The organism is Bacteroides cellulosilyticus (assembly GCF_020091405.1).
Taxonomy (GTDB): domain Bacteria; phylum Bacteroidota; class Bacteroidia; order Bacteroidales; family Bacteroidaceae; genus Bacteroides.
In genome coordinates, this window is record NZ_CP081903.1 from 4,798,752 (window position 1) to 4,818,753 (window position 20,002).

Below are 20,002 nucleotides of genomic sequence, written 5' to 3' on the forward strand. Positions count from 1 at the left end.
CGTATGCTTCCATGAGAACCTCTTGCACTACGCGTACTTGTTTATATAATATATATTGAGAAAGAAGAAGCCGAGCCGCAAGGCGAGGTTGAACTCGACAGTCCTATAGCTCAGTTGGTTAGAGCGCTACACTGATAATGTAGAGGTCGGCAGTTCAACTCTGCCTGGGACTACGCAGTTGGTAATCTATTGGTTGCTTACTTCGGGGGATTAGCTCAGCTGGCTAGAGCACCTGCTTTGCACGCAGGGGGTCAACGGTTCGAATCCGTTATTCTCCACTCTTGAGAATAGGATAGACTTTAGTCAATCCTAACTTCGACTGGTCGAAGTTTTTCTCATACGATCTTTGACATGATGTACAAAAAAAAGTAAAGTTATAACAAGCTGAAAGTATATATCGAGCCATACGGCTAGGTAAGACTAAAAGTAAGTAAGGGCGCATGGCGGATGCCTTGGCTCTCGGAGGCGATGAAGGACGTGATAAGCTGCGATAAGCTGCGGGTAGGTGCAAATGACCTTTGATCCGCGGATTTCCGAATGGGACAACCCAATATCTTGAAGAGATATTATCCATCTTTTGATGGAGGCGAACGCAGGGAACTGAAACATCTTAGTACCTGTAGGAATAGAAAATAAATAATGATTCCCCTAGTAGTGGCGAGCGAACGGGGAATAGCCCAAACCATATGTGTTACGGCATGTATGGGGTTGTAGGACCACGTCATGGGACGACAGTTAGTGAGTAGAATGATCTGGAAAGTTCAGTCATAGACGGTGATAACCCGGTATACGAAGCTAATTTAACCCTAGTGGTATCCTGAGTAGCGCGGGACACGAGGAATCTTGCGTGAATCTGCCGGGACCATCCGGTAAGGCTAAATACTCCCGAGAGACCGATAGCGAACCAGTACTGTGAAGGAAAGGTGAAAAGCACTTCGAACAGAAGAGTGAAATAGTCCCTGAAACCATGCGCCTACAAGCGGTCGGAGCAGTGTAAACTGTGACGGCGTGCCTTTTGCATAATGAACCTACGAGTTACTTTTTCCGGCAAGGTTAAGGGTCTTGAGACCTGCAGCCGAAGCGAAAGCGAGTCTTAATAGGGCGGATAGTCGGAAGGAGTAGACGCGAAACCAAGTGATCTACCCTTGGCCAGGTTGAAGGACAGGTAACACTGTCTGGAGGACCGAACCGATAAGCGTTGAAAAGCTTCCGGATGAGCTGAGGGTGGGGGTGAAAGGCTAATCAAACTTGGAGATAGCTCGTACTCCCCGAAATGCATTTAGGTGCAGCCTTGATTTATACTAATATGAGGTAGAGCGACTGATAAGATGCGAGGGCTTCGCCGCCTATCAAGTCTTGACAAACTCCGAATGCGTATTAGTTCTATATCAGGAGTGAGGGCATGGGTGCTAAGGTCCATGTCCTAAAGGAGAACAATCCGGACCATCAGCTAAGGTCCCGAAATAATTGCTAAGTTGATCTAACGAAGTCAGATTGCTAAGACAGCTAGGATGTTGGCTTGGAAGCAGCCATTCATTTAAAGAGTGCGTAACAGCTCACTAGTCGAGGAGTTTGGCGTGGATAATAATCGGGCATAAGCAATTTACCGAAGCTATGGGATGTGCAAACATCGGTAGGGGAGCATTCCACTCTGCGTTGAAGGTGAAGCGTAAGCTTTGCTGGAGCGTGTGGAAAAGCAAATGTAGGTATAAGTAACGATAAAGGGGGTGAGAAACCCCCTCGCCGAAAGACTAAGGTTTCCTGATCAACGCTAATCGGATCAGGGTTAGTCGGGTCCTAAGGCTCAGCCGAACGGTGAGGCCGATGGCAGAACAGGTTAATATTCCTGTACTACCTTAAAGAGTGACGTGGAGACGGAGGCGTGACAGTGCCGCGGACTGACGGAATAGTCCGTTGAAGGGTGTAGATGTTGATCGGGGTAGGCAAATCCGCCCCGAGAGTCGAACCTGATAGTATGGAGCGTTCTTCGGAACAATCCAATAGTGCATGTAATCATACTCCCAAGAAAATCCGCTAAACTTAATCTTTAAGGTACCCGTACCGTAAACGGACACACGTGGTCGGGTAGAATATACTAAGGCGCTTGAGTGATTCACGGTTAAGGAACTAGGCAAATTGACCCTGTAACTTCGGGATAAAGGGTCCCCACTGCGAGGTGGGGCGCAGAGAATCGGTCCAGGCAACTGTTTAACAAAAACACAGGGCTATGCCAAATTGAAAGATGAAGTATATAGCCTGACACCTGCCCGGTGCTGGAAGGTTAAGAGGAGATGTCATCGCAAGAGAAGCATTGAATTGAAGCCCCAGTAAACGGCGGCCGTAACTATAACGGTCCTAAGGTAGCGAAATTCCTTGTCGGGTAAGTTCCGACCTGCACGAATGGTGTAATGATCTGGACACTGTCTCAACCGTGAGCTCAGTGAAATTGTAGTATCGGTGAAGATGCCGATTACCCGCGATGGGACGAAAAGACCCCGTGAACCTTTACTATAGCTTAACATTGAATTTGGGTAATTGATGTGTAGGATAGGCCGGAGGCTTTGAAGCAGGTACGCCAGTATTTGTGGAGCCGCTGTTGAAATACGGCCCTTTGGTTATTTGAGTTCTAACTCGTTGATGCGAGGACACTGTTTGGTGGGTAGTTTGACTGGGGTGGTCGCCTCCAAAAATGTAACGGAGGCTTCTAAAGGTGCCCTCACGCCGATTGGTAACCGGCGGCAGAGTGTAATGGCATAAGGGCGCTTGACTGGGAGACTTACAAGTCGATCAGGTAGGAAACTAGAGCATAGTGATCCGGTGTTTCTGTATGGAAAGGACATCGCTCAAAGGATAAAAGGTACTCCGGGGATAACAGGCTGATCCCTCCCAAGAGCTCATATCGACGGAGGGGTTTGGCACCTCGATGTCGGCTCGTCACATCCTGGGGCTGGAGAAGGTCCCAAGGGTTGGGCTGTTCGCCCATTAAAGTGGCACGCGAGCTGGGTTCAGAACGTCGTGAGACAGTTCGGTCTCTATCTATCGTGGGCGTATGAAATTTGCGTGGCTCTGACACTAGTACGAGAGGACCGTGTTGGACTGACCTCTGGTTTACCAGTTGTGCCGCCAGGTGCATTGCTGGGTATCTAAGTCGGGATTGGATAAGTGCTGAAAGCATCTAAGTACGAAGCCAGCCACAAGATTAGATTTCTTAGGGTCGTTGAAGACGACAACGTTGATAGGATGCAGGTGTACAGGTGGTAACATCATAGCCGAGCATTACTAATTGCCCGTTGACTTTTGGTCTTTGCCTTGTATGGCGGATATATACGTTCAGTTTTCGAACTTTGCTTTTTACATCGTGTCTAACTTATTTCAGGTGACTATAGCATCAGGGTTCCACCTCTTCCCATTCCGAACAGAGAAGTTAAGCCTGGTCACGCCGATGGTACTGCGTCAAGTGGGAGAGTAGGTAGTTGCCGTTTTAGAGGAAAGCCTCCATATCGAAATGATATGGAGGCTTTTTGTGTTTATATCAGCTGGTTCTATTTTAATTTTCCTTTTGCATTTTTGAGCTGGTAGGTGAATTGACTCTCCTTTTTCCCTCTTTGAAAACCCTATTCTCCTTTTTCAGCAAGCTTTTTCTTTTTAGTTTGCAACTTCATCCTTATCTTTACGGAATAAAAATGGTATAAAAAGGTTTTTTTTGAAAAATAGGACATTTTTATTCCATTCTTTCTCCTTTTTATCTGAGGGATTTTAGTACTTTTGGACTCGAATCTAATAAAAAGGGAAAAAATCGCAATTATATAATTATTAAAATTACTCCTGTGTATATGGAAAACAAAATTCAAGAGTTGACTGATAAGATTTACCGCGAGGGGGTCGAAAAAGGTAACACTGAGGCCCAGAAACTTATCGCTAACGCTCAAGATGAAGCCAAGAAAATTGTGGAAGACGCTCGTAAAGAAGCTGAAGCAATTGTGGCTGCCTCTCGTAAGTCTGCCGATGAACTGGCAGAAAATACCAAGTCGGAATTGAAATTATTCGCCGGCCAGGCAGTGAATGCACTGAAGTCTGAAATCGCTACACTTGTGACGGATAAGATTGTCAATGCGGATGTGAAAGCGTTTGCTGCCGACAAGGATTATTTGAACGCCTTCATAGTTGCATTGGCTTCCAAATGGAGTGTGAACGAGCCTATCGTGATCTCTACCGCCGATGCCGAAGGTCTGAAGAAATACTTCGCCGCACAAGCAAAAACGTTGCTGGATAAAGGTGTGAAAATAGAACAGGTAAATGGTAATAAGACGTTGTTCACCGTTTCGCCTGCCGATGGTTCGTACAAAGTAAACTTCGGTGAAGAAGAATTTATGAATTACTTCAAAGAATTCCTGCGTCCGCAATTAGTGGAAATGCTGTTCTAAAACCACAGGATATGAGTAAATACTATTACTACTTGGTAGCCGGTTTGCCCGAACTCACTTTGGAGGATAGCAAACTGAGCTATACGGTAGCTGATTTCAAAGCGGAACTGTATCCGGATTTGTCCGACGAAGATAGACGGTTGATTGATCTGTTTTATCTGAAGTTTGACAATGCGAACGTTCTGAAATTACTAAAGGATAAAGACGCCGCCATTGACTCTCGTGGAAATTATTCCACAGAAGAATTGGCTGAGTTTATCTCATTGCTTAAAGATGGTGATGAGGTGGCTGATGCCGTATTTCCTTCCTATCTCTCCACTTTTATTTCAGAATATTTCAATACTCCTGCCGAGGATGATTTTCTACATGAAGACCGTCTGGCTGCGCTTTACTATGCGCATGCAATGAAGTGCAGGAATAAGTTCGTGTCTTCTTGGTTTGAATTCAATCTGACAATGAACAATGTGTTGGTGGCACTGACTGCCCGGAAATTCAAGATGGATATCGCTCCGCTGATAGTGGGAGATACGGAAGTGTGCGAGGCTTTGCGTACATCCGGTGCCCGCGATTTCGGGTTGACGGGGGAGGTGGACTTCCTGGATCAGTTGGTGAAGATCAGTGAAACCGAAGAGTTAGTGGAACGGGAAAAGAAAATTGACCAGTTACGTTGGAATTGGATGGAAGAAGCTACCTTCTTCAACTATTTTACTGTAGAGCGTCTGTTCGTTTTTCTGCTGCAACTGGAAATGATAGAACGGTGGATTTCTTTGGATAAGGAAAAGGGTAATCAGTTGTTCCGCAGCATTATAGCAACGCTGAAGGACGAAGTGCAGATTCCCGCAGAATTCAGATAAAATAAATAACATAATTATATGGCAACAAAAGGAACTGTTAGTGGCGTTATCGCCAACATGGTAACCCTCGTCGTTGACGGCCCGGTGGCACAGAACGAGATTTGCTACATCTCGACCGGCGGTGACCGACTGATGGCGGAGGTGATTAAGGTGGTAGGTACCCATGTGTACGTGCAGGTGTTTGAGAGCACCCGCGGACTGAAAGTAGGGGCTGAAGCCGAATTTACCGGACACATGCTTGAGGTGACATTAGGCCCGGGTATGCTTTCGAAAAACTATGACGGTCTGCAAAATGACCTCGATAAGATGGATGGAGTCTTCCTGAAACGCGGACAATATACCTATCCGCTGGACAAGGGGAGCAGATGGCACTTTATGCCTCTGGTGAAAGTAGGTGATAAAGTGGAAGCGGCTGCCTGGCTGGGACAAGTGGATGAAAACTTCCAACCCCTGAAAATCATGGTGCCTTTCACTCAAAAGGGCGTATGTACCGTGAAATCCATCGTAGACGAAGGTGAGTACAGTATCGAAGATATCGTAGCCGTACTGACTGACGAAGAAGGGAATGACATCCATGTGAACATGATACAGAAATGGCCGGTGAAACGCGCCATGACGAATTATAAAGAAAAACCGCGTCCTTTCAAACTGTTGGAAACGGGTGTACGTGTCATTGATACCGTGAATCCCATCGTAGAAGGTGGTACGGGATTTATCCCCGGCCCGTTCGGTACGGGAAAAACGGTGCTTCAGCACGCCATTTCAAAGCAGGCGGAGGCGGATATCGTAATCATTGCTGCCTGTGGTGAGCGTGCCAATGAGGTTGTGGAAATCTTTACGGAATTTCCGGAACTGGTTGACCCGCACACCGGACGTAAGTTGATGGAGCGTACAATCATTATCGCTAATACTTCGAACATGCCGGTAGCTGCCCGTGAAGCGTCTGTATATACGGCTATGACGATTGCAGAGTATTATCGTAGTATGGGTCTGAAGGTATTGTTGATGGCTGACTCCACTTCCCGTTGGGCACAGGCTTTGCGCGAGATGTCCAACCGTATGGAAGAGTTGCCCGGACCTGATGCATTCCCGATGGACTTGTCTTCTATCATCTCCAATTTCTACGGACGTGCCGGATATGTGGTGCTGGGTAACGGTGAAACGGGTTCTATTACCTTTATCGGTACGGTGTCTCCTGCCGGTGGTAACTTGAAAGAGCCTGTAACGGAGAATACGAAGAAAGTAGCCCGTTGTTTCTACGCTCTTGAGCAGGATCGTGCCGACAAGAAGCGTTATCCCGCTGTGAATCCGATTGATTCTTATTCTAAATATATCGAATATCCTGAATTTGAGGAATATATCAAAACTCACATCAATGGCGAGTGGATCGGTAAGGTGAATGAAATCAAAAACCGCTTGCAACGTGGTAAGGAGATTGCCGAACAGATCAATATCCTGGGTGATGACGGTGTACCTGTAGAATATCATGTAACATTCTGGAAATCAGAATTGATCGATTTCGTAATCCTGCAACAGGATGCTTTCGACGAAATTGACGCTGTAACACCGATGGAGCGCCAGGAAGATATCCTGAACATGATTATTGATATCTGTCATACGGAGTTTGAATTCGATAACTTCAATGAAGTAATGGATTATTTTAAGAAAATGATCAATATCTGTAAGCAGATGAACTACTCGAAGTTCAAATCAGAAGAATATGAAGGATTCCGTAAGCAGTTGCAGGAACTGATTGAAGAACGTAAAGCATAAAAAACAATAAGATGGCAACAAAAGCATTTCAAAAAATATATACCAAGGTCACTCAGATTACGAAAGCTACGTGTTCGCTGAAAGCAACAGGGGTAGGGTATGATGAGTTGGCAACCGTAAACGGTAAGCTCGCCCAGGTGGTGAAGATTGCCGGTGACGATGTGACTTTGCAGGTATTTGAGGGTACGGAAGGTATCCCGACCAATGCGGAGATAGTATTTCTGGGTAAGTCGCCTACGCTGAAAGTGAGCGAACAGCTTGCGGGACGTTTCTTCAACGCTTTCGGTGATCCGATTGACGGTGGTCCGTCTATCGAAGGTCAGGAAGTGGAAATCGGTGGTCCGTCTGTGAACCCGGTACGCCGTAAACAACCGTCGGAACTGATTGCGACCGGTATTGCAGGTATCGACTTGAACAATACGCTGGTATCCGGACAGAAGATTCCGTTCTTTGCCGATCCTGACCAGCCGTTTAATCAGGTAATGGCGAACGTAGCACTTCGTGCCGAGACGGATAAGATCATTCTGGGCGGTATGGGTATGACGAACGATGACTACCTGTACTTTAAGAATGTATTCTCCAACGCCGGTGCGCTCGACCGTATCGTCAGCTTCATGAATACAACGGAGAATCCTCCGGTAGAACGTTTGCTGATTCCAGACATGGCGTTGACAGCAGCCGAATATTTCGCTGTGAACAATAATGAAAAGGTACTGGTGCTGTTGACTGATATGACCTCTTACGCCGATGCGCTGGCGATCGTATCCAACCGTATGGACCAGATTCCTTCAAAAGATTCTATGCCGGGTTCTCTTTATTCGGATTTGGCTAAGATTTATGAGAAGGCAGTACAGTTCCCAAGTGGTGGTTCCATTACCATTATCGCGGTGACAACATTGTCCGGTGGCGATATTACGCATGCTGTGCCTGATAATACGGGTTACATTACGGAAGGTCAGTTGTTCCTGCGTCGTGATACAGATATCGGTAAGGTTATCGTTGACCCGTTCCGCTCACTGTCCCGTCTGAAACAACTCGTTACAGGTAAGAAGACGCGTAAAGACCATCCGCAGGTGATGAATGCTGCTGTACGTCTGTATGCCGATGCTGCCAACGCTAAGACGAAGTTGGAGAACGGTTTCGACCTGACAAACTATGACGAACGTACCCTTGCATTTGCCAAGGATTACTCCAACCAATTGCTGGCTATTGATGTGAACCTCGATACAACTGAGATGCTCGACGTGGCTTGGAGCCTGTTCGGTAAGTATTTCCGTCCGGAAGAAGTGAATATCAAGAAAGAATTGGTTGACGAGTTCTGGCCAAAAGCAAATAACTAATCACTAACAACTAATCACTAATAAAGTGGCTATAAAGTTTCAATATAATAAAACTTCCCTCCAGCAGTTGGAAAAGCAACTGAAAGTGCGGGTACGTACACTCCCTATTATCAAGAATAAGGAGAGCGCACTACGCATGGAAGTGAAGCGCTGCAAATCAGAAGCTGCCGCGCTGGATGAGAAGTTGGAACGGGAAATCCAGGCCTACGAAGCGATGTTCGCCCTTTGGAATGAGTTTGACTCCTCATTGATAAAGGTGAGCGATGTACATCTCGGCGTGAAGAAGATTGCCGGTGTACGGGTGCCGCTGCTCGAAAACGTTGATTTCGAAATACGCCCCTACAGCCTGTTCAATGCTCCCAAATGGTATGCCGACGGCATACATTTGCTCAAGGTGTTGGCACAGACGGCTATCGAACGGGAGTTTATCGTCGCCAAACTGGGCTTGCTGGAACATGCACGTAAGAAGACTACCCAAAAGGTAAACCTCTTTGAGAAAGTGCAGATTCCAGGCTATCAGGATGCTCTGCGAAAGATCAAGCGCTTCATGGAAGACGAGGAAAATCTCTCCAAGTCATCGCAGAAAATCATGAAATCCCATCAAGAGAGTAGGAAGGAGGCAGAAGCATGATTACAAAAATGAAGAAGCTCACATTCCTTGTATATCATAAGGAGTACGAGGTATTTCTGAACGGAGTGCGCGAACTTGGAGTAGTGCACGTGGCTGAAAAACAGCAGGGAGTAGCTGATAATGTAGAGTTGCAGGACAGCATCCGGCTTTCTTCGCGTTTGCAGGCAACATTGAAAATGCTGCATGGCTTGGGCGAAGCGAAGGAAACTACACCCGCTTCTGCTGCCCGCGGGCTGGAAGTGCTGGACGAAGTGGATGTGCTGCAAAGTGAAAAGACGAAGCTGCAACAACAGCTGCAAAACTATCAGAAGGAGAAAGCCGCCCTGGAACCCTGGGGTGATTTCGAGCCTGAAAGTCTGAATCTTCTGCATGATGCCGGCTTTACGGTAAACTTTTACTGTTGCTCGGAAGGTAGCTATGACGAGATTTGGGAAGAAACTTATAATGCGATGATTATCAATCGTGTATCCTCACGTATCTATTTCATTACTGTAACTAAGAATGAAGTGGAAGTAGATTTGGATGCAGAGCAGATAAAGTTACCTCCTTATTCATTGACCCGTGTGCAGATACTTTGTCAGGAGACTGAACAGGCTTTGGCGGACAATGACCAAAAGCTGGCTGTGCTTGCTGAGAAGGAGCAACCTTCATTACAAGCAGCCTTGAAAGAGGTGAACACTGAAATAGAGTTTTCTCAGGTGATATTGAACACAGAGGCTACAGCGGGAGAAAAGCTGATGTTGCTGCAAGGTTGGGCGCCGGCTTCCAAAGAAAAGGAAATTGCCGCATGGCTGGATGAACAGCATATCTATTATGAGATTACGAATCCGACACCGGAAGATAATGTGCCTATCCAATTGAACAATAAGGGTTTCTTTGCCTGGTTTGAACCGATATGCAAACTCTACATGCTTCCGAAATACAGTGAATTGGATCTGACGCCGTTCTTTGCACCGTTCTTTATGGTGTTCTTCGGGTTGTGTCTGGGTGACTCCGGTTACGGATTGTTCCTGTTCCTTGCCGCTACGCTGTACCGTATGTTCGCCAAGAATATCAGTGCAACGATGAAGCCGATTCTTTCATTGGTACAGATATTGGCTGCCTCTACATTCTTCTGTGGAATGCTGACGGGTACGTTCTTCGGAGTGAGCCTCTATGACATTAACATACCTTTCTTGCAGTATATGAAGGAGCATTTGTTCATGGATAATAATGCCATGTTCCAGTTGTCACTGATACTCGGTGTGGTTCAGATTCTCTTCGGTATGATACTGAAAGCAGTCAATCAGGCGATACAGTTCGGCTTTAAGTATGCCGTAGCCACTATCGGTTGGATTGTGTTGCTGATATCCTGCGGAGTAGGATTCCTGTTGCCCGAAGTGATGCCGTTGGGTGGTACGGTACATCTGTGCATTCTTGGTGTGGCTGCCGTTATGATATTTCTCTTCAACAGTCCCGGTAAGAACGTGTTTATGAATATCGGATTGGGTTTGTGGGATTCTTACAACATGGCTACGGGTTTGCTGGGCGACGTGCTTTCGTATGTTCGTCTGTTTGCCCTCGGTCTGTCGGGAGGTATCCTTGCGGGAGTATTCAACAGTCTGGCTGTGGGCATGAGCCCTGACAATGTGATTGTCGGTCCGATTGTGATGGTACTGATATTCGTTATCGGACATGCCATTAACATGTTTATGAACGTACTGGGTGCGATGGTTCACCCCATGCGTTTGACTTTCGTGGAGTTCTTTAAGAATTCCGGTTACGAAGGAGGCGGAAAAGAATATAAGCCATTTAAAAAATAACAATTATAGAATTAAAAATTAAAACAATAAAAAACGTAAGATTATGGAAATGAACTTATTGATTGCCTACATCGGCATCGCAGTAATGATTGGTTTGTCTGGCATCGGTAGTGCCTATGGAGTGACGATTGCCGGTAACGCAGCTATCGGTGCTTTGAAGAAGAACGACGGTGCATTCGGAAACTTTCTCGTATTGACAGCACTTCCCGGTACGCAGGGTTTGTATGGTTTTGCCGGTTACTTTATGTTCCAGACTATTTTCGGTATCCTTACTCCTGAAATGACCGGCATCCAGGCAGCCGCTATTCTCGGTGCAGGTATCGCCTTGGGATTGGTTGCTTTGTTCTCAGCTATTCGCCAGGGACAGGTTTGTGCAAATGGTATCGCAGCTATCGGACAAGGTCACGATGTATTCAGCAATACATTGATCCTTGCCGTATTCCCGGAACTTTACGCTATCGTTGCTTTGGCTGCAACATTCTTGATTGGTAGCGCACTGGTTGCATAAGAATCTATTTCTGAATAATTTGCTAACCCAGGGTTGTCATTTCGATGATGATCCTGGGTTTATTGTTTCCAAATGCCACACTTCAGTAAGCGAAACGCCACACTTCATCAGAGCAAATGCCACACTTTGCAACATACAGAGTGTGGCATTTGCCCTGATGAAGTGTGGCATTTGTCCTGATGAAGTATGGCATTTGCTCTGATGAAGTGTGGCGTTCGGAACGCTATTCAGGTCTTCTAACTATTTTTCGCAAACGATTGTTTATGCATATTTCATTAGTTTTTTCGATTAATAGGCTATTTTTCAAAGAATAATGTGTACTTTTGCAGCCGGTATTAAGTAATAGAGATTAAAAGTAATATGACTAAAGAGCTGTTAACCCCCGACTACATCTTCGAGTCAAGCTGGGAAGTATGTAATAAGGTTGGAGGTATCTATACGGTTTTGTCCACGCGAGCAAATACCTTGCAGGCAAAATTTCATGATAGATTATTTTTTATAGGACCTGATTTTTGGCAGGGTAAAGAGAACCCTTTGTTTATCGAGTCCGATAATCTTTGTGTAGCATGGAGAAAGCATGCAACTGAGCAAGATAACCTTTCCGTCCGTGTAGGACGCTGGAACATTCCGGGCAATCCGATCGTTATATTGGTTGATTTCCAACCGTTTTTCGCACTGAAGAATGAAATATATACAGAAATGTGGAACCACTATCAGGTGGATTCACTGCATGCATACGGTGATTATGATGAAGCATCCATGTTTTCGTATGCAGCCGGAAAGGTGGTAGAGAGTTTTTATCGCTACAACCTGACGGAGACGGATAAAGTGATTTATCAGGCACATGAGTGGATGACCGGTATGGGAGCCCTCTACTTACAAACAGCTGTTCCTGAAATCGCTACGATATTTACCACACATGCCACGTCCATCGGACGTTCCATTGCAGGTAACAATAAGCCTCTTTACGATTATCTCTTCGCTTACAACGGCGATCAGATGGCGGAAGAGCTCAATATGCAATCCAAACACTCCATTGAAAAACAGACTGCGCACTATGTAGACTGTTTTACGACTGTGAGCGAAATCACGAACAACGAGTGCAAGGAATTGCTTGATAAGCCTGCCGATGTAGTGCTTATGAATGGTTTTGAAGATGATTTTGTACCCAAAGGGACTACGTTTACCGGAAAACGCAAACGTGCGAGATCTATCATGTTGCGCGTTGCCAATTGCCTGATGGGTACGGATATGGGTGATGATACGTTGATTATCGGTACCAGCGGTCGTTATGAGTTTAAGAACAAAGGCATAGATGTCTTCCTTGAATCACTGAATCGACTGAACCGTGATAAGAACCTGGAGAAGAATGTATTGGCATTCATCAATGTGCCGGGATGGGTAGGTGATGCCCGTGAAGACCTGCAACAGCGTCTCAAGAGCAAGGAGAAATTCACTACTCCGCTGGAAGTACCTTTGATTACTCACTGGCTGCACAACATGACGCATGATCAAGTGCTGGACATGCTGAAGTATATGGGTATGAGCAACCGTCCTGAGGATAAGGTGAAGATTATTTTTGTTCCCTGCTATCTCGACGGAAAAGATGGCATTATAAACAAGCAATATTACGATTTGATATTGGGAGAAGATCTTAGTGTCTATCCTTCATATTACGAACCTTGGGGCTATACCCCGCTGGAAAGTGTTGCTTTTCATGTTCCTACCGTCACGACCGACCTGGCAGGTTTCGGACTTTGGGTGAACAGCCTGAAGAACCAGCATGGCATCGATGATGGGGTAGAGGTACTTCACCGTTCGGATTACAACTATTCTGAAGTAGCTGACGGTATCAAAGACACCATTTCGGCATTCTCAGCAAAGACGGATGCAGAAGTGAAAAACATTCGCAAGCGTGCCGGGCAAGTGGCTGAGCAGGCTTTGTGGAAGCATTTTATTGAATATTATTATGAAGCCTATGATTTTGCCCTTCGTCATGCGATGGAGCGTCAGTTAGGTTAAAATAAATATGAATTATTAATCAATCAAGTAATCATACAATGAAGATTAAAGTTAGTAATGTAAACACTCCGAACTGGAAAGATGTGAATGTGAAATCTCATGTTCCTGCCGAGTTGGAGAAATTGTCTGAATTGGCACACAACATTTGGTGGTCTTGGAACTATGAAGCTACTGAACTGTTTAGAGACCTTGACCCTGCTTTGTGGAAAGAAGTTGGTCATAACCCCGTCCTTCTGTTGGAAAGAATGAGTTATGCTAAACTCGAGGCGCTTGCAAATGACAAAGTAATTCTGAAGAGAATGAATGACGTCTATGCTATGTTCAGAACGTATATGGACGTGAAACCTGATCAGAAGCGCCCTTCCGTTGCTTATTTCAGCATGGAGTATGGTTTGAACCAGGTACTTAAGATATATTCTGGCGGTTTAGGTGTTCTTGCCGGCGACTACCTGAAAGAGGCTTCCGATAGCAATGTTGACCTTTGCGCAGTAGGATTCCTATATCGTTACGGTTATTTCACGCAGACCCTCTCTATGGATGGCCAGCAGATTGCCAACTACGAAGCTCAGAACTTCGGTCAGTTGCCCATCGAGCGAGTGATGGACGAGAATGGCAATCAGGTGATTGTAGATGTTCCTTATCTGGATTATTTTGTTCATGCTTTTGTATGGCGTGTAAACGTTGGACGTATTTCTCTCTATCTGTTGGATACGGATAATGAAATGAACAGCGAATTCGACCGTCCTATTACTCACCAACTCTATGGTGGTGACTGGGAAAACCGTTTGAAACAAGAAATATTGCTTGGTATCGGTGGTATCTTGACACTGAAGAAACTGGGTATCAAGAAAGATGTTTATCACTGTAACGAAGGACACGCAGCGTTGATCAACGTTCAGCGTATCTGTGATTATGTAGCTGAAGGCTTGTCTTACGACCAGGCTATCGAATTGGTGCGTGCTTCTTCACTGTACACTGTACATACTCCGGTTCCTGCTGGTCACGATTACTTCGACGAAGGTCTCTTCGGTAAGTATATGGGTGGTTATCCTGCTAAGATGGGTATCAGCTGGGACGACCTGATGGATCTTGGCCGTAACAATCCGGGCGACAAAGGCGAACGTTTCTGTATGTCGATTTTTGCTTGCAACACTTCACAGGAAGTGAATGGTGTAAGCTGGTTGCATGGAAAGGTTTCTCAGGAAATGTTCTCTACTATCTGGAAGGGCTATTTCCCTGAAGAAATGCATGTGGGTTATGTTACGAACGGTGTACACTTCCCGACTTGGAGCGCTACCGAATGGAAACATCTCTATGCGGCTAACTTCGACGAAAACTTCTTGTACGATCAGTCTAACCCGAAGATTTGGGAAGCTATCTATAATGTGCCCGATGAAAAAATCTGGGAAACCCGTATGGCTTTGAAGAATAAGTTGATTGACTATGTTCGTAAGCAATACCGTGAAACTTGGTTGAAGAACCAGGGTGATCCTTCACGCATCGTTTCTCTGATGGATAAGATCAATCCCAATGCGTTGCTGATCGGTTTCGGTCGTCGTTTTGCTACTTACAAACGTGCTCACTTGCTGTTCACTGACCTCGACCGTCTGGCTAAGATTGTGAACAACCCTGACTATCCGGTACAGTTCCTGTTCACAGGTAAGGCTCATCCGCATGATGGAGCAGGTCAAGGTTTGATTAAAAGAATTATCGAAATTTCCCGTCGTCCGGAATTCCTGGGTAAGATTATCTTCCTGGAAAACTATGATATGCAGCTGGCTCGCCGTCTGGTATCCGGTGTAGATATCTGGTTGAATACTCCGACTCGTCCGCTCGAAGCATCCGGTACTTCCGGTGAGAAAGCGTTGATGAACGGTGTTGTAAACTTCTCCGTACTCGACGGTTGGTGGTTGGAAGGCTATCGTGAAGGTGCAGGTTGGGCGCTGACTGAAAAGCGTACTTACCAGAACCAGGAACATCAGGATCAGCTCGATGCAGCTACTATCTACAGCATCCTTGAAACAGAAATCCTGCCGTTGTATTATGCACGCAATAAGAAGGGATACTCTGAAGGTTGGGTAAAGACTATCAAGAATTCTATTGCACAGATTGCACCGCACTATACCATGAAACGTCAGTTGGACGACTATTATAGCAAGTTCTACACTAAGCTGGCTAAGCGTTTCAGCGCATTGTCTGCTAATGACAACGCCAAAGCAAAAGAAATTGCTGCTTGGAAAGAAGAAGTGGTGTCTAAGTGGGACAGTATTGAGGTAGTGTCTTATGACAAGTGTGAAGAATTGCTTCAAGCTACTATCGAAAGCGGTAAGGAATATACCATTACTTATGTAATCGATGAGAAAGGCTTGAATGATGCTATCGGTCTGGAACTGGTAACTACTTATACTGCCGGAGACGGTAAACAGCATGTTTATTCTGTTGAACCGTTCAGTGTAGTGAAGAAAGAGGGTAATCTTTATACTTTCCAGGTGAAACATAAATTAGAGAACGCAGGTAGCTTTAAAGTATCCTACCGTATGTTCCCGAAAAACTCTGACCTGCCTCACCGTCAGGACTTCTGCTACGTTCGTTGGTTCGTGTAAGAGAGTTTGATCTAACAATATAGAGAAGCTGCTCACGGGAGGTTTACTAAACTTCTCGGGGCAGCTTTTCGCTTTTTTATTCACCTTATAATATATGTACTATGAGACATTTACTTCTTTCATTGAGTTGTTTGTTTGGCATAGTTTCTGGCGGATATTCACAAACGGAACTATCACCTTCCGAGCGAAAAATTCTATTTTATTGATGAGCAGGATGGAGATCAGGCAAAAGTATTGTCGAATGCTGATGAGGTGAATATTATAAAGTTTGGTGCACGGGTATTGTGAAGACGTATTCTTCCAACAATACAGGATTTTCGCCTGATGCTCCTGTAAAGTTGGAAATAGGAAGCCGGTATAATGTATATTGGGTGGAGAAAAAAGTGCTCCCTCCCTTTTATTGAACAAGTTCCGATAGATGCGTGTTTTATTTATACGACTAATAAAAAATAATTCGTATGAAGAAAATTGTATTACTTCGCCATGGCGAAAGCGCATGGAATAAGGAAAATCGTTTCACTGGTTGGACCGATGTAGATTTAACGGAAAAAGGTATTGCCGAAGCTAAAAAGGCGGGGCAGTTATTGATAGATAATGGCTTCCAGTTTGATAAAGCCTATACTTCCTATCTGAAACGTGCAGTGAAAACACTGAATGTGGTATTGGATCGTATGGATCAGGACTGGATACCGGTAGAGAAATCCTGGCGTCTGAACGAGAAGCATTATGGACAGCTTCAAGGCTTGAATAAGGCGGAAACTGCTGTCAAATACGGTGAAGAGCAAGTATTGATCTGGCGTCGTAGCTATGATATTGCTCCGCATGCACTGACTGAGGATGATCCTCGTAATCCTCGCTTTGAAGCACGTTATAATGAAGTGCCCGATGCGGAACTGCCTCGTACCGAGTCTCTGAAAGATACAATCGAACGCATCATGCCTTACTGGAAATGTGTGATCTTCCCGAATCTGAAAACAGCAGACGAACTGTTGGTAGTGGCACATGGTAATAGTTTAAGAGGAATCATCAAGCACCTGAAGCATATCTCCGATGAAGATATTGTAAAGCTGAACCTGCCCACCGCCGTACCTTATGTCTTTGAATTTGACGATGACCTGAATTTGCAGAAAGACTATTTCTTGGGAGATCCGGAGGAAATAAAGAAGTTGATGGAAGCAGTAGCAAATCAAGGAAAGAATAAATAGAATGAAATATGAAATATGAAGTATTAAGTATCAGGTATTAGGTATTAATGATGCGTGGCCCTTAATACTTAATACCTAATACTTAATACCTAATACTTAATACTTAATACTTCATACTTAATACTTCATATTTCATATTTAATTCTCTAACCAACTAATTCGTTCAATATCGTGATACTTAGAAATACTCCAATTGCTACACAGAGTGCTATTAGAATCCAGTTTGTATATTTGGCACTTGGTTTTGTTTCTTTATGCAGATTCTGGTCGAAGTAATTCTTGAAGAAGAGATAAATGGCAGGAACGGTTGCACTTGCCAGCAATAAGTCTTCGGGAATTTTGTAGATGTACACTTTAGAAAACGCTATCAATGCCCAGTGACAAAGGAAAAGTATTACAAGCAGATTTACTTTGCGTGAAAATGCCAGTAACAATCCGATGGTGAATACTGCCACGGAGCAGGGCATCACACAGGTGGTCATCATTGGGAATTCCATGCCCCGTGTCCATGACAAGAGAGGGTAAAGGAATGGCATGGCATACAGTATGTAAGTCAGTTTGTCATATTTGTGATAACGTTCAAACGGAGTATAGTTTGTAATGAGGTCCCACAGCCAGATAAGTGCAATTATACCCCAGAATATGGCAAGTATATAATTGTAATTCCGGTCACCACAATAGATCATGTAGTAGACGATAGAAATCCAGCTATTTAAAAATACCATATATCCTTTCATCAACCGCTTTATCAGCAGTGTCGGTTTTTGATAAAGTAGTACGGTCAGCAGGATACCTGCAATCGTAATAATTACCTGGAAAATCCAGGTTGCTTCATTATATTGTGCGATTGTTTTCCAAAAAACTTCCATACGCAATCTTTTAAATTTTAATTTTCAACTTTTAATTTTTCTCGTGTCTTGTCATGGAGAAAGCTCGTTTGATAAACAAGAACAACGGTATAGTGGCGCCCACTGCCAACATGAAAATGACGCTACAAGTAACAATTGTGTTCGTGAATAAGTCTATCAGATACTTTTCTTGCAATTCCGGTACTTTCATATTCTGCATGAACATGATGAGTGAGAATACTATTTTGTAGGCGTACATACCCGGAATCATAGGCAGCAATGCAGGGATGTAGAGCACGGTCATGGGGCAATAGATACGTTTTCCCAAAACCAGACTTCCCATACCGATACTGAAAGAAGCAAATAGAGATGCAGTGGCGATATCTACTCCCAGATAGGTCATCAGACAAAAACGCAAAGCATGGCCGATAGCGGCAAGCAAGGCAATGGAAGGAAAAGCGCGCAAGGGAGGATCTGAAATCGCTCCGAAACCGATGGCGGCAACTGCGGCAAATATGCCGTCCGTAAGTATATCAACGAGTATCATAATAAACTGTTTCTAATTAACATAAGAGTGCAGGAGAGTCCTACGGAAATACATAATACCAGCAGTAATGCCTGGATGAGACGGGTGCAGCCGGTTAGTACATGTCCCTCAACAATATCAATGACTCCATTCAGCAAGGGGACGCCAGGCACCAGATAAAGAACACTTGTGGCAATGGCTATCTCAGCTGTCGTTTCCAGCGTAAGCGCTGAAGAAGCAACCATGGAAGCTACGAATGCAGATACAATGAAAACAAGATAATGATTGATTTTCTTCTTCTGCATAATCTGTTTTATATAGAAACCGATGAGTGTTGCGGAGAATACAATGAGACGCGCTGTCCAGTCACCACCAAACAGGGCGCAGAAAGAAGCATTGGCAAAACCCACCAGAAACAATGTACAAAGCGGGTCCATCTTCGGTCGTGATATTATTTTCTCATACTTGTCCCAAAGTGTCTCCAGAGGTAAATGATTGTCGTAGGCTTCCCAGCTAAGCGCACTCAGTTCAGCGTTCAGTTCGAAACTGATGGGGAAAGCGGGAATAATGGCTACTTCATTGTAGACTTCCGTGCTGTCAATGTCGCATACACTTACCACCATGGTCTTTTGGAAAAGGCTCATTTTCACGTCTACATCCAGTGACTTTCCGATGCGACGGGTGTTTCGTATCACACGTGAAGTGTGTACACCGGAACCCATAAGACGATTAGCATACTCCAGTAAAAACCGGGTAATTTCTTTTAATTCGTTTGGCGAATTCATACTTTAAAATGTTATCCTAATATTATCTATTCTTGAAAAGCGCCGCAAAGGTACGGCTTTTTGAGGAAAGAAGGAAATGATAACAAGTTATAATTATGGGAATTTCTGAAAGGAGGGAGACGAGAAAGGAGAGCTTGAGATGGTGTCGGCATCTCAAGCATACTGATTATTAAGCAATGCGAGGTACGGGATTATAATTGTATGTCACTACCTCTTCTGCCTGCAATGAAGCCTGTACGTCAATCAAACGTTGATTTTTGCTTCCGCGGAAGCACAGGCTTTCATCCCGTAGTTCCTGTTTGAATTTCCCGTCTACCAGCACATCGATATACTGCAATAGTTTGGCCTGTAGTGGGTTGCGTAGCAGAGTCTCAAAAGTATATCCTGTATAGCACCAGATGTTCTTGTTACTTTTTTCCTTAATGGCACATGCCAGTTCTGTAAATCCCTCGGGTTGGTACATCGGATCTCCGCCGCTGAATGTTACGTCTGCAAAATTGTCGGCAAGCACTTTCGCCAGAATTTCGTCTGTCGACATCCAGCGTCCCCGGTTGATATCCCAGGATTCAGGGTTATGGCAACCGGGGCATCTGTTCGGGCACCCGGCAGCATAAATGGAGGTCCGGAAGCCCGGACCGTCCACTGTAGTATCTTCTATAATGTCAAGGATAGAAAGCACGT

General features: G+C 44.8%; 14 protein-coding genes, 2 tRNA genes and 2 rRNA genes. 14 read left to right on the top strand and 4 right to left on the bottom strand.

Features of this window, described 5'->3' with window-relative positions:
• Positions 1-99: 99 nt before the first annotated feature.
• The 14 genes from K6V21_RS18085 (at position 100) to gpmA (ending at position 17,162) form a co-directional block, all read left to right on the top strand.
• A tRNA-Ile gene (locus K6V21_RS18085) sits at positions 100-173 on the top strand.
• A 31-nt stretch (positions 174-204) separates the two neighbouring features.
• Positions 205-278 (top strand) — tRNA-Ala (locus K6V21_RS18090).
• 142 nt (positions 279-420) lie between these two features.
• Positions 421-3,303: ribosomal RNA gene (locus K6V21_RS18095) — 23S ribosomal RNA — on the top strand.
• Between the two features lie 69 nt (positions 3,304-3,372).
• Positions 3,373-3,482: ribosomal RNA gene (rrf, locus tag K6V21_RS18100) — 5S ribosomal RNA — on the top strand.
• A gap of 351 nt (positions 3,483-3,833) precedes the next feature.
• Entirely contained in the window at positions 3,834-4,424 is a 591-nt protein-coding gene (locus tag K6V21_RS18105; RefSeq protein ID WP_224319441.1) for a hypothetical protein, read from the top strand.
• A gap of 11 nt (positions 4,425-4,435) precedes the next feature.
• A complete protein-coding gene (locus tag K6V21_RS18110) occupies positions 4,436-5,278 on the top strand; it encodes a DUF2764 domain-containing protein (RefSeq protein ID WP_224319442.1) in 843 nt (280 codons plus the stop codon).
• An 18-nt stretch (positions 5,279-5,296) separates the two neighbouring features.
• Positions 5,297-7,051, top strand: a complete 1,755-nt coding sequence (locus K6V21_RS18115; RefSeq protein ID WP_007213465.1) for a V-type ATP synthase subunit A — start codon at positions 5,297-5,299, stop codon at positions 7,049-7,051.
• Between the two features lie 11 nt (positions 7,052-7,062).
• Complete coding sequence (locus K6V21_RS18120; protein WP_029428228.1) at positions 7,063-8,391, top strand: V-type ATP synthase subunit B; 1,329 nt, start codon at positions 7,063-7,065, stop codon at positions 8,389-8,391.
• Positions 8,392-8,416: 25 nt separating this feature from the next.
• Positions 8,417-9,022 carry a V-type ATP synthase subunit D gene (locus K6V21_RS18125; protein ID WP_007213463.1) on the top strand — a complete coding sequence of 202 codons (606 nt, stop codon included), beginning with the start codon at positions 8,417-8,419 and terminating at the stop codon, positions 9,020-9,022.
• A complete protein-coding gene (locus K6V21_RS18130) occupies positions 9,019-10,824 on the top strand; it encodes a V-type ATP synthase subunit I (RefSeq protein ID WP_224319443.1) in 1,806 nt (601 codons plus the stop codon). The genes K6V21_RS18125 and K6V21_RS18130 overlap by 4 nt, the downstream gene beginning before the upstream one ends.
• A 43-nt stretch (positions 10,825-10,867) precedes the next feature.
• Entirely contained in the window at positions 10,868-11,332 is a 465-nt protein-coding gene (locus tag K6V21_RS18135) for a V-type ATP synthase subunit K (protein WP_007662239.1), read from the top strand.
• A gap of 360 nt (positions 11,333-11,692) precedes the next feature.
• Positions 11,693-13,354 (top strand): glycogen/starch synthase, encoded by a 1,662-nt coding sequence (locus K6V21_RS18140; RefSeq protein WP_224319444.1) that lies wholly within the window; start codon positions 11,693-11,695, stop codon positions 13,352-13,354.
• A gap of 38 nt (positions 13,355-13,392) precedes the next feature.
• Positions 13,393-15,957, top strand: a complete 2,565-nt coding sequence (locus K6V21_RS18145) for a glycosyltransferase family 1 protein (protein ID WP_217713213.1) — start codon at positions 13,393-13,395, stop codon at positions 15,955-15,957.
• 458 nt (positions 15,958-16,415) lie between these two features.
• Positions 16,416-17,162, top strand: a complete 747-nt coding sequence (gene gpmA, locus K6V21_RS18150; protein ID WP_007218697.1) for a 2,3-diphosphoglycerate-dependent phosphoglycerate mutase — start codon at positions 16,416-16,418, stop codon at positions 17,160-17,162.
• A 146-nt stretch (positions 17,163-17,308) separates the two neighbouring features.
• Here gpmA and K6V21_RS18155 read toward each other — a convergent pair whose 3' ends face one another.
• The 4 genes from K6V21_RS18155 to nrdG all read right to left on the bottom strand — a co-directional run bounded on the left by K6V21_RS18155 (position 17,309) and on the right by nrdG (position 20,000).
• Positions 17,309-18,031 carry a DUF6064 family protein gene (locus tag K6V21_RS18155; protein WP_224319445.1) on the bottom strand — a complete coding sequence of 241 codons (723 nt, stop codon included), beginning with the start codon at positions 18,029-18,031 and terminating at the stop codon, positions 17,309-17,311.
• A 31-nt stretch (positions 18,032-18,062) separates the two neighbouring features.
• The gene (locus K6V21_RS18160; protein WP_007213454.1) at positions 18,063-18,557 is read right to left on the bottom strand and encodes a threonine/serine exporter family protein; all 495 of its coding nucleotides are present in this window, start codon (positions 18,555-18,557) and stop codon (positions 18,063-18,065) included.
• A complete protein-coding gene (locus K6V21_RS18165) occupies positions 18,554-19,321 on the bottom strand; it encodes a threonine/serine exporter ThrE family protein (RefSeq protein WP_007213453.1) in 768 nt (255 codons plus the stop codon). The genes K6V21_RS18160 and K6V21_RS18165 overlap by 4 nt, the downstream gene beginning before the upstream one ends.
• Before the next feature lie 169 nt (positions 19,322-19,490).
• On the bottom strand, positions 19,491-20,000 hold the full coding sequence (nrdG, locus tag K6V21_RS18170; protein ID WP_007218695.1) for an anaerobic ribonucleoside-triphosphate reductase activating protein: 510 nt from the start codon (positions 19,998-20,000) through the stop codon (positions 19,491-19,493).
• Positions 20,001-20,002 lie beyond the last annotated feature (2 nt).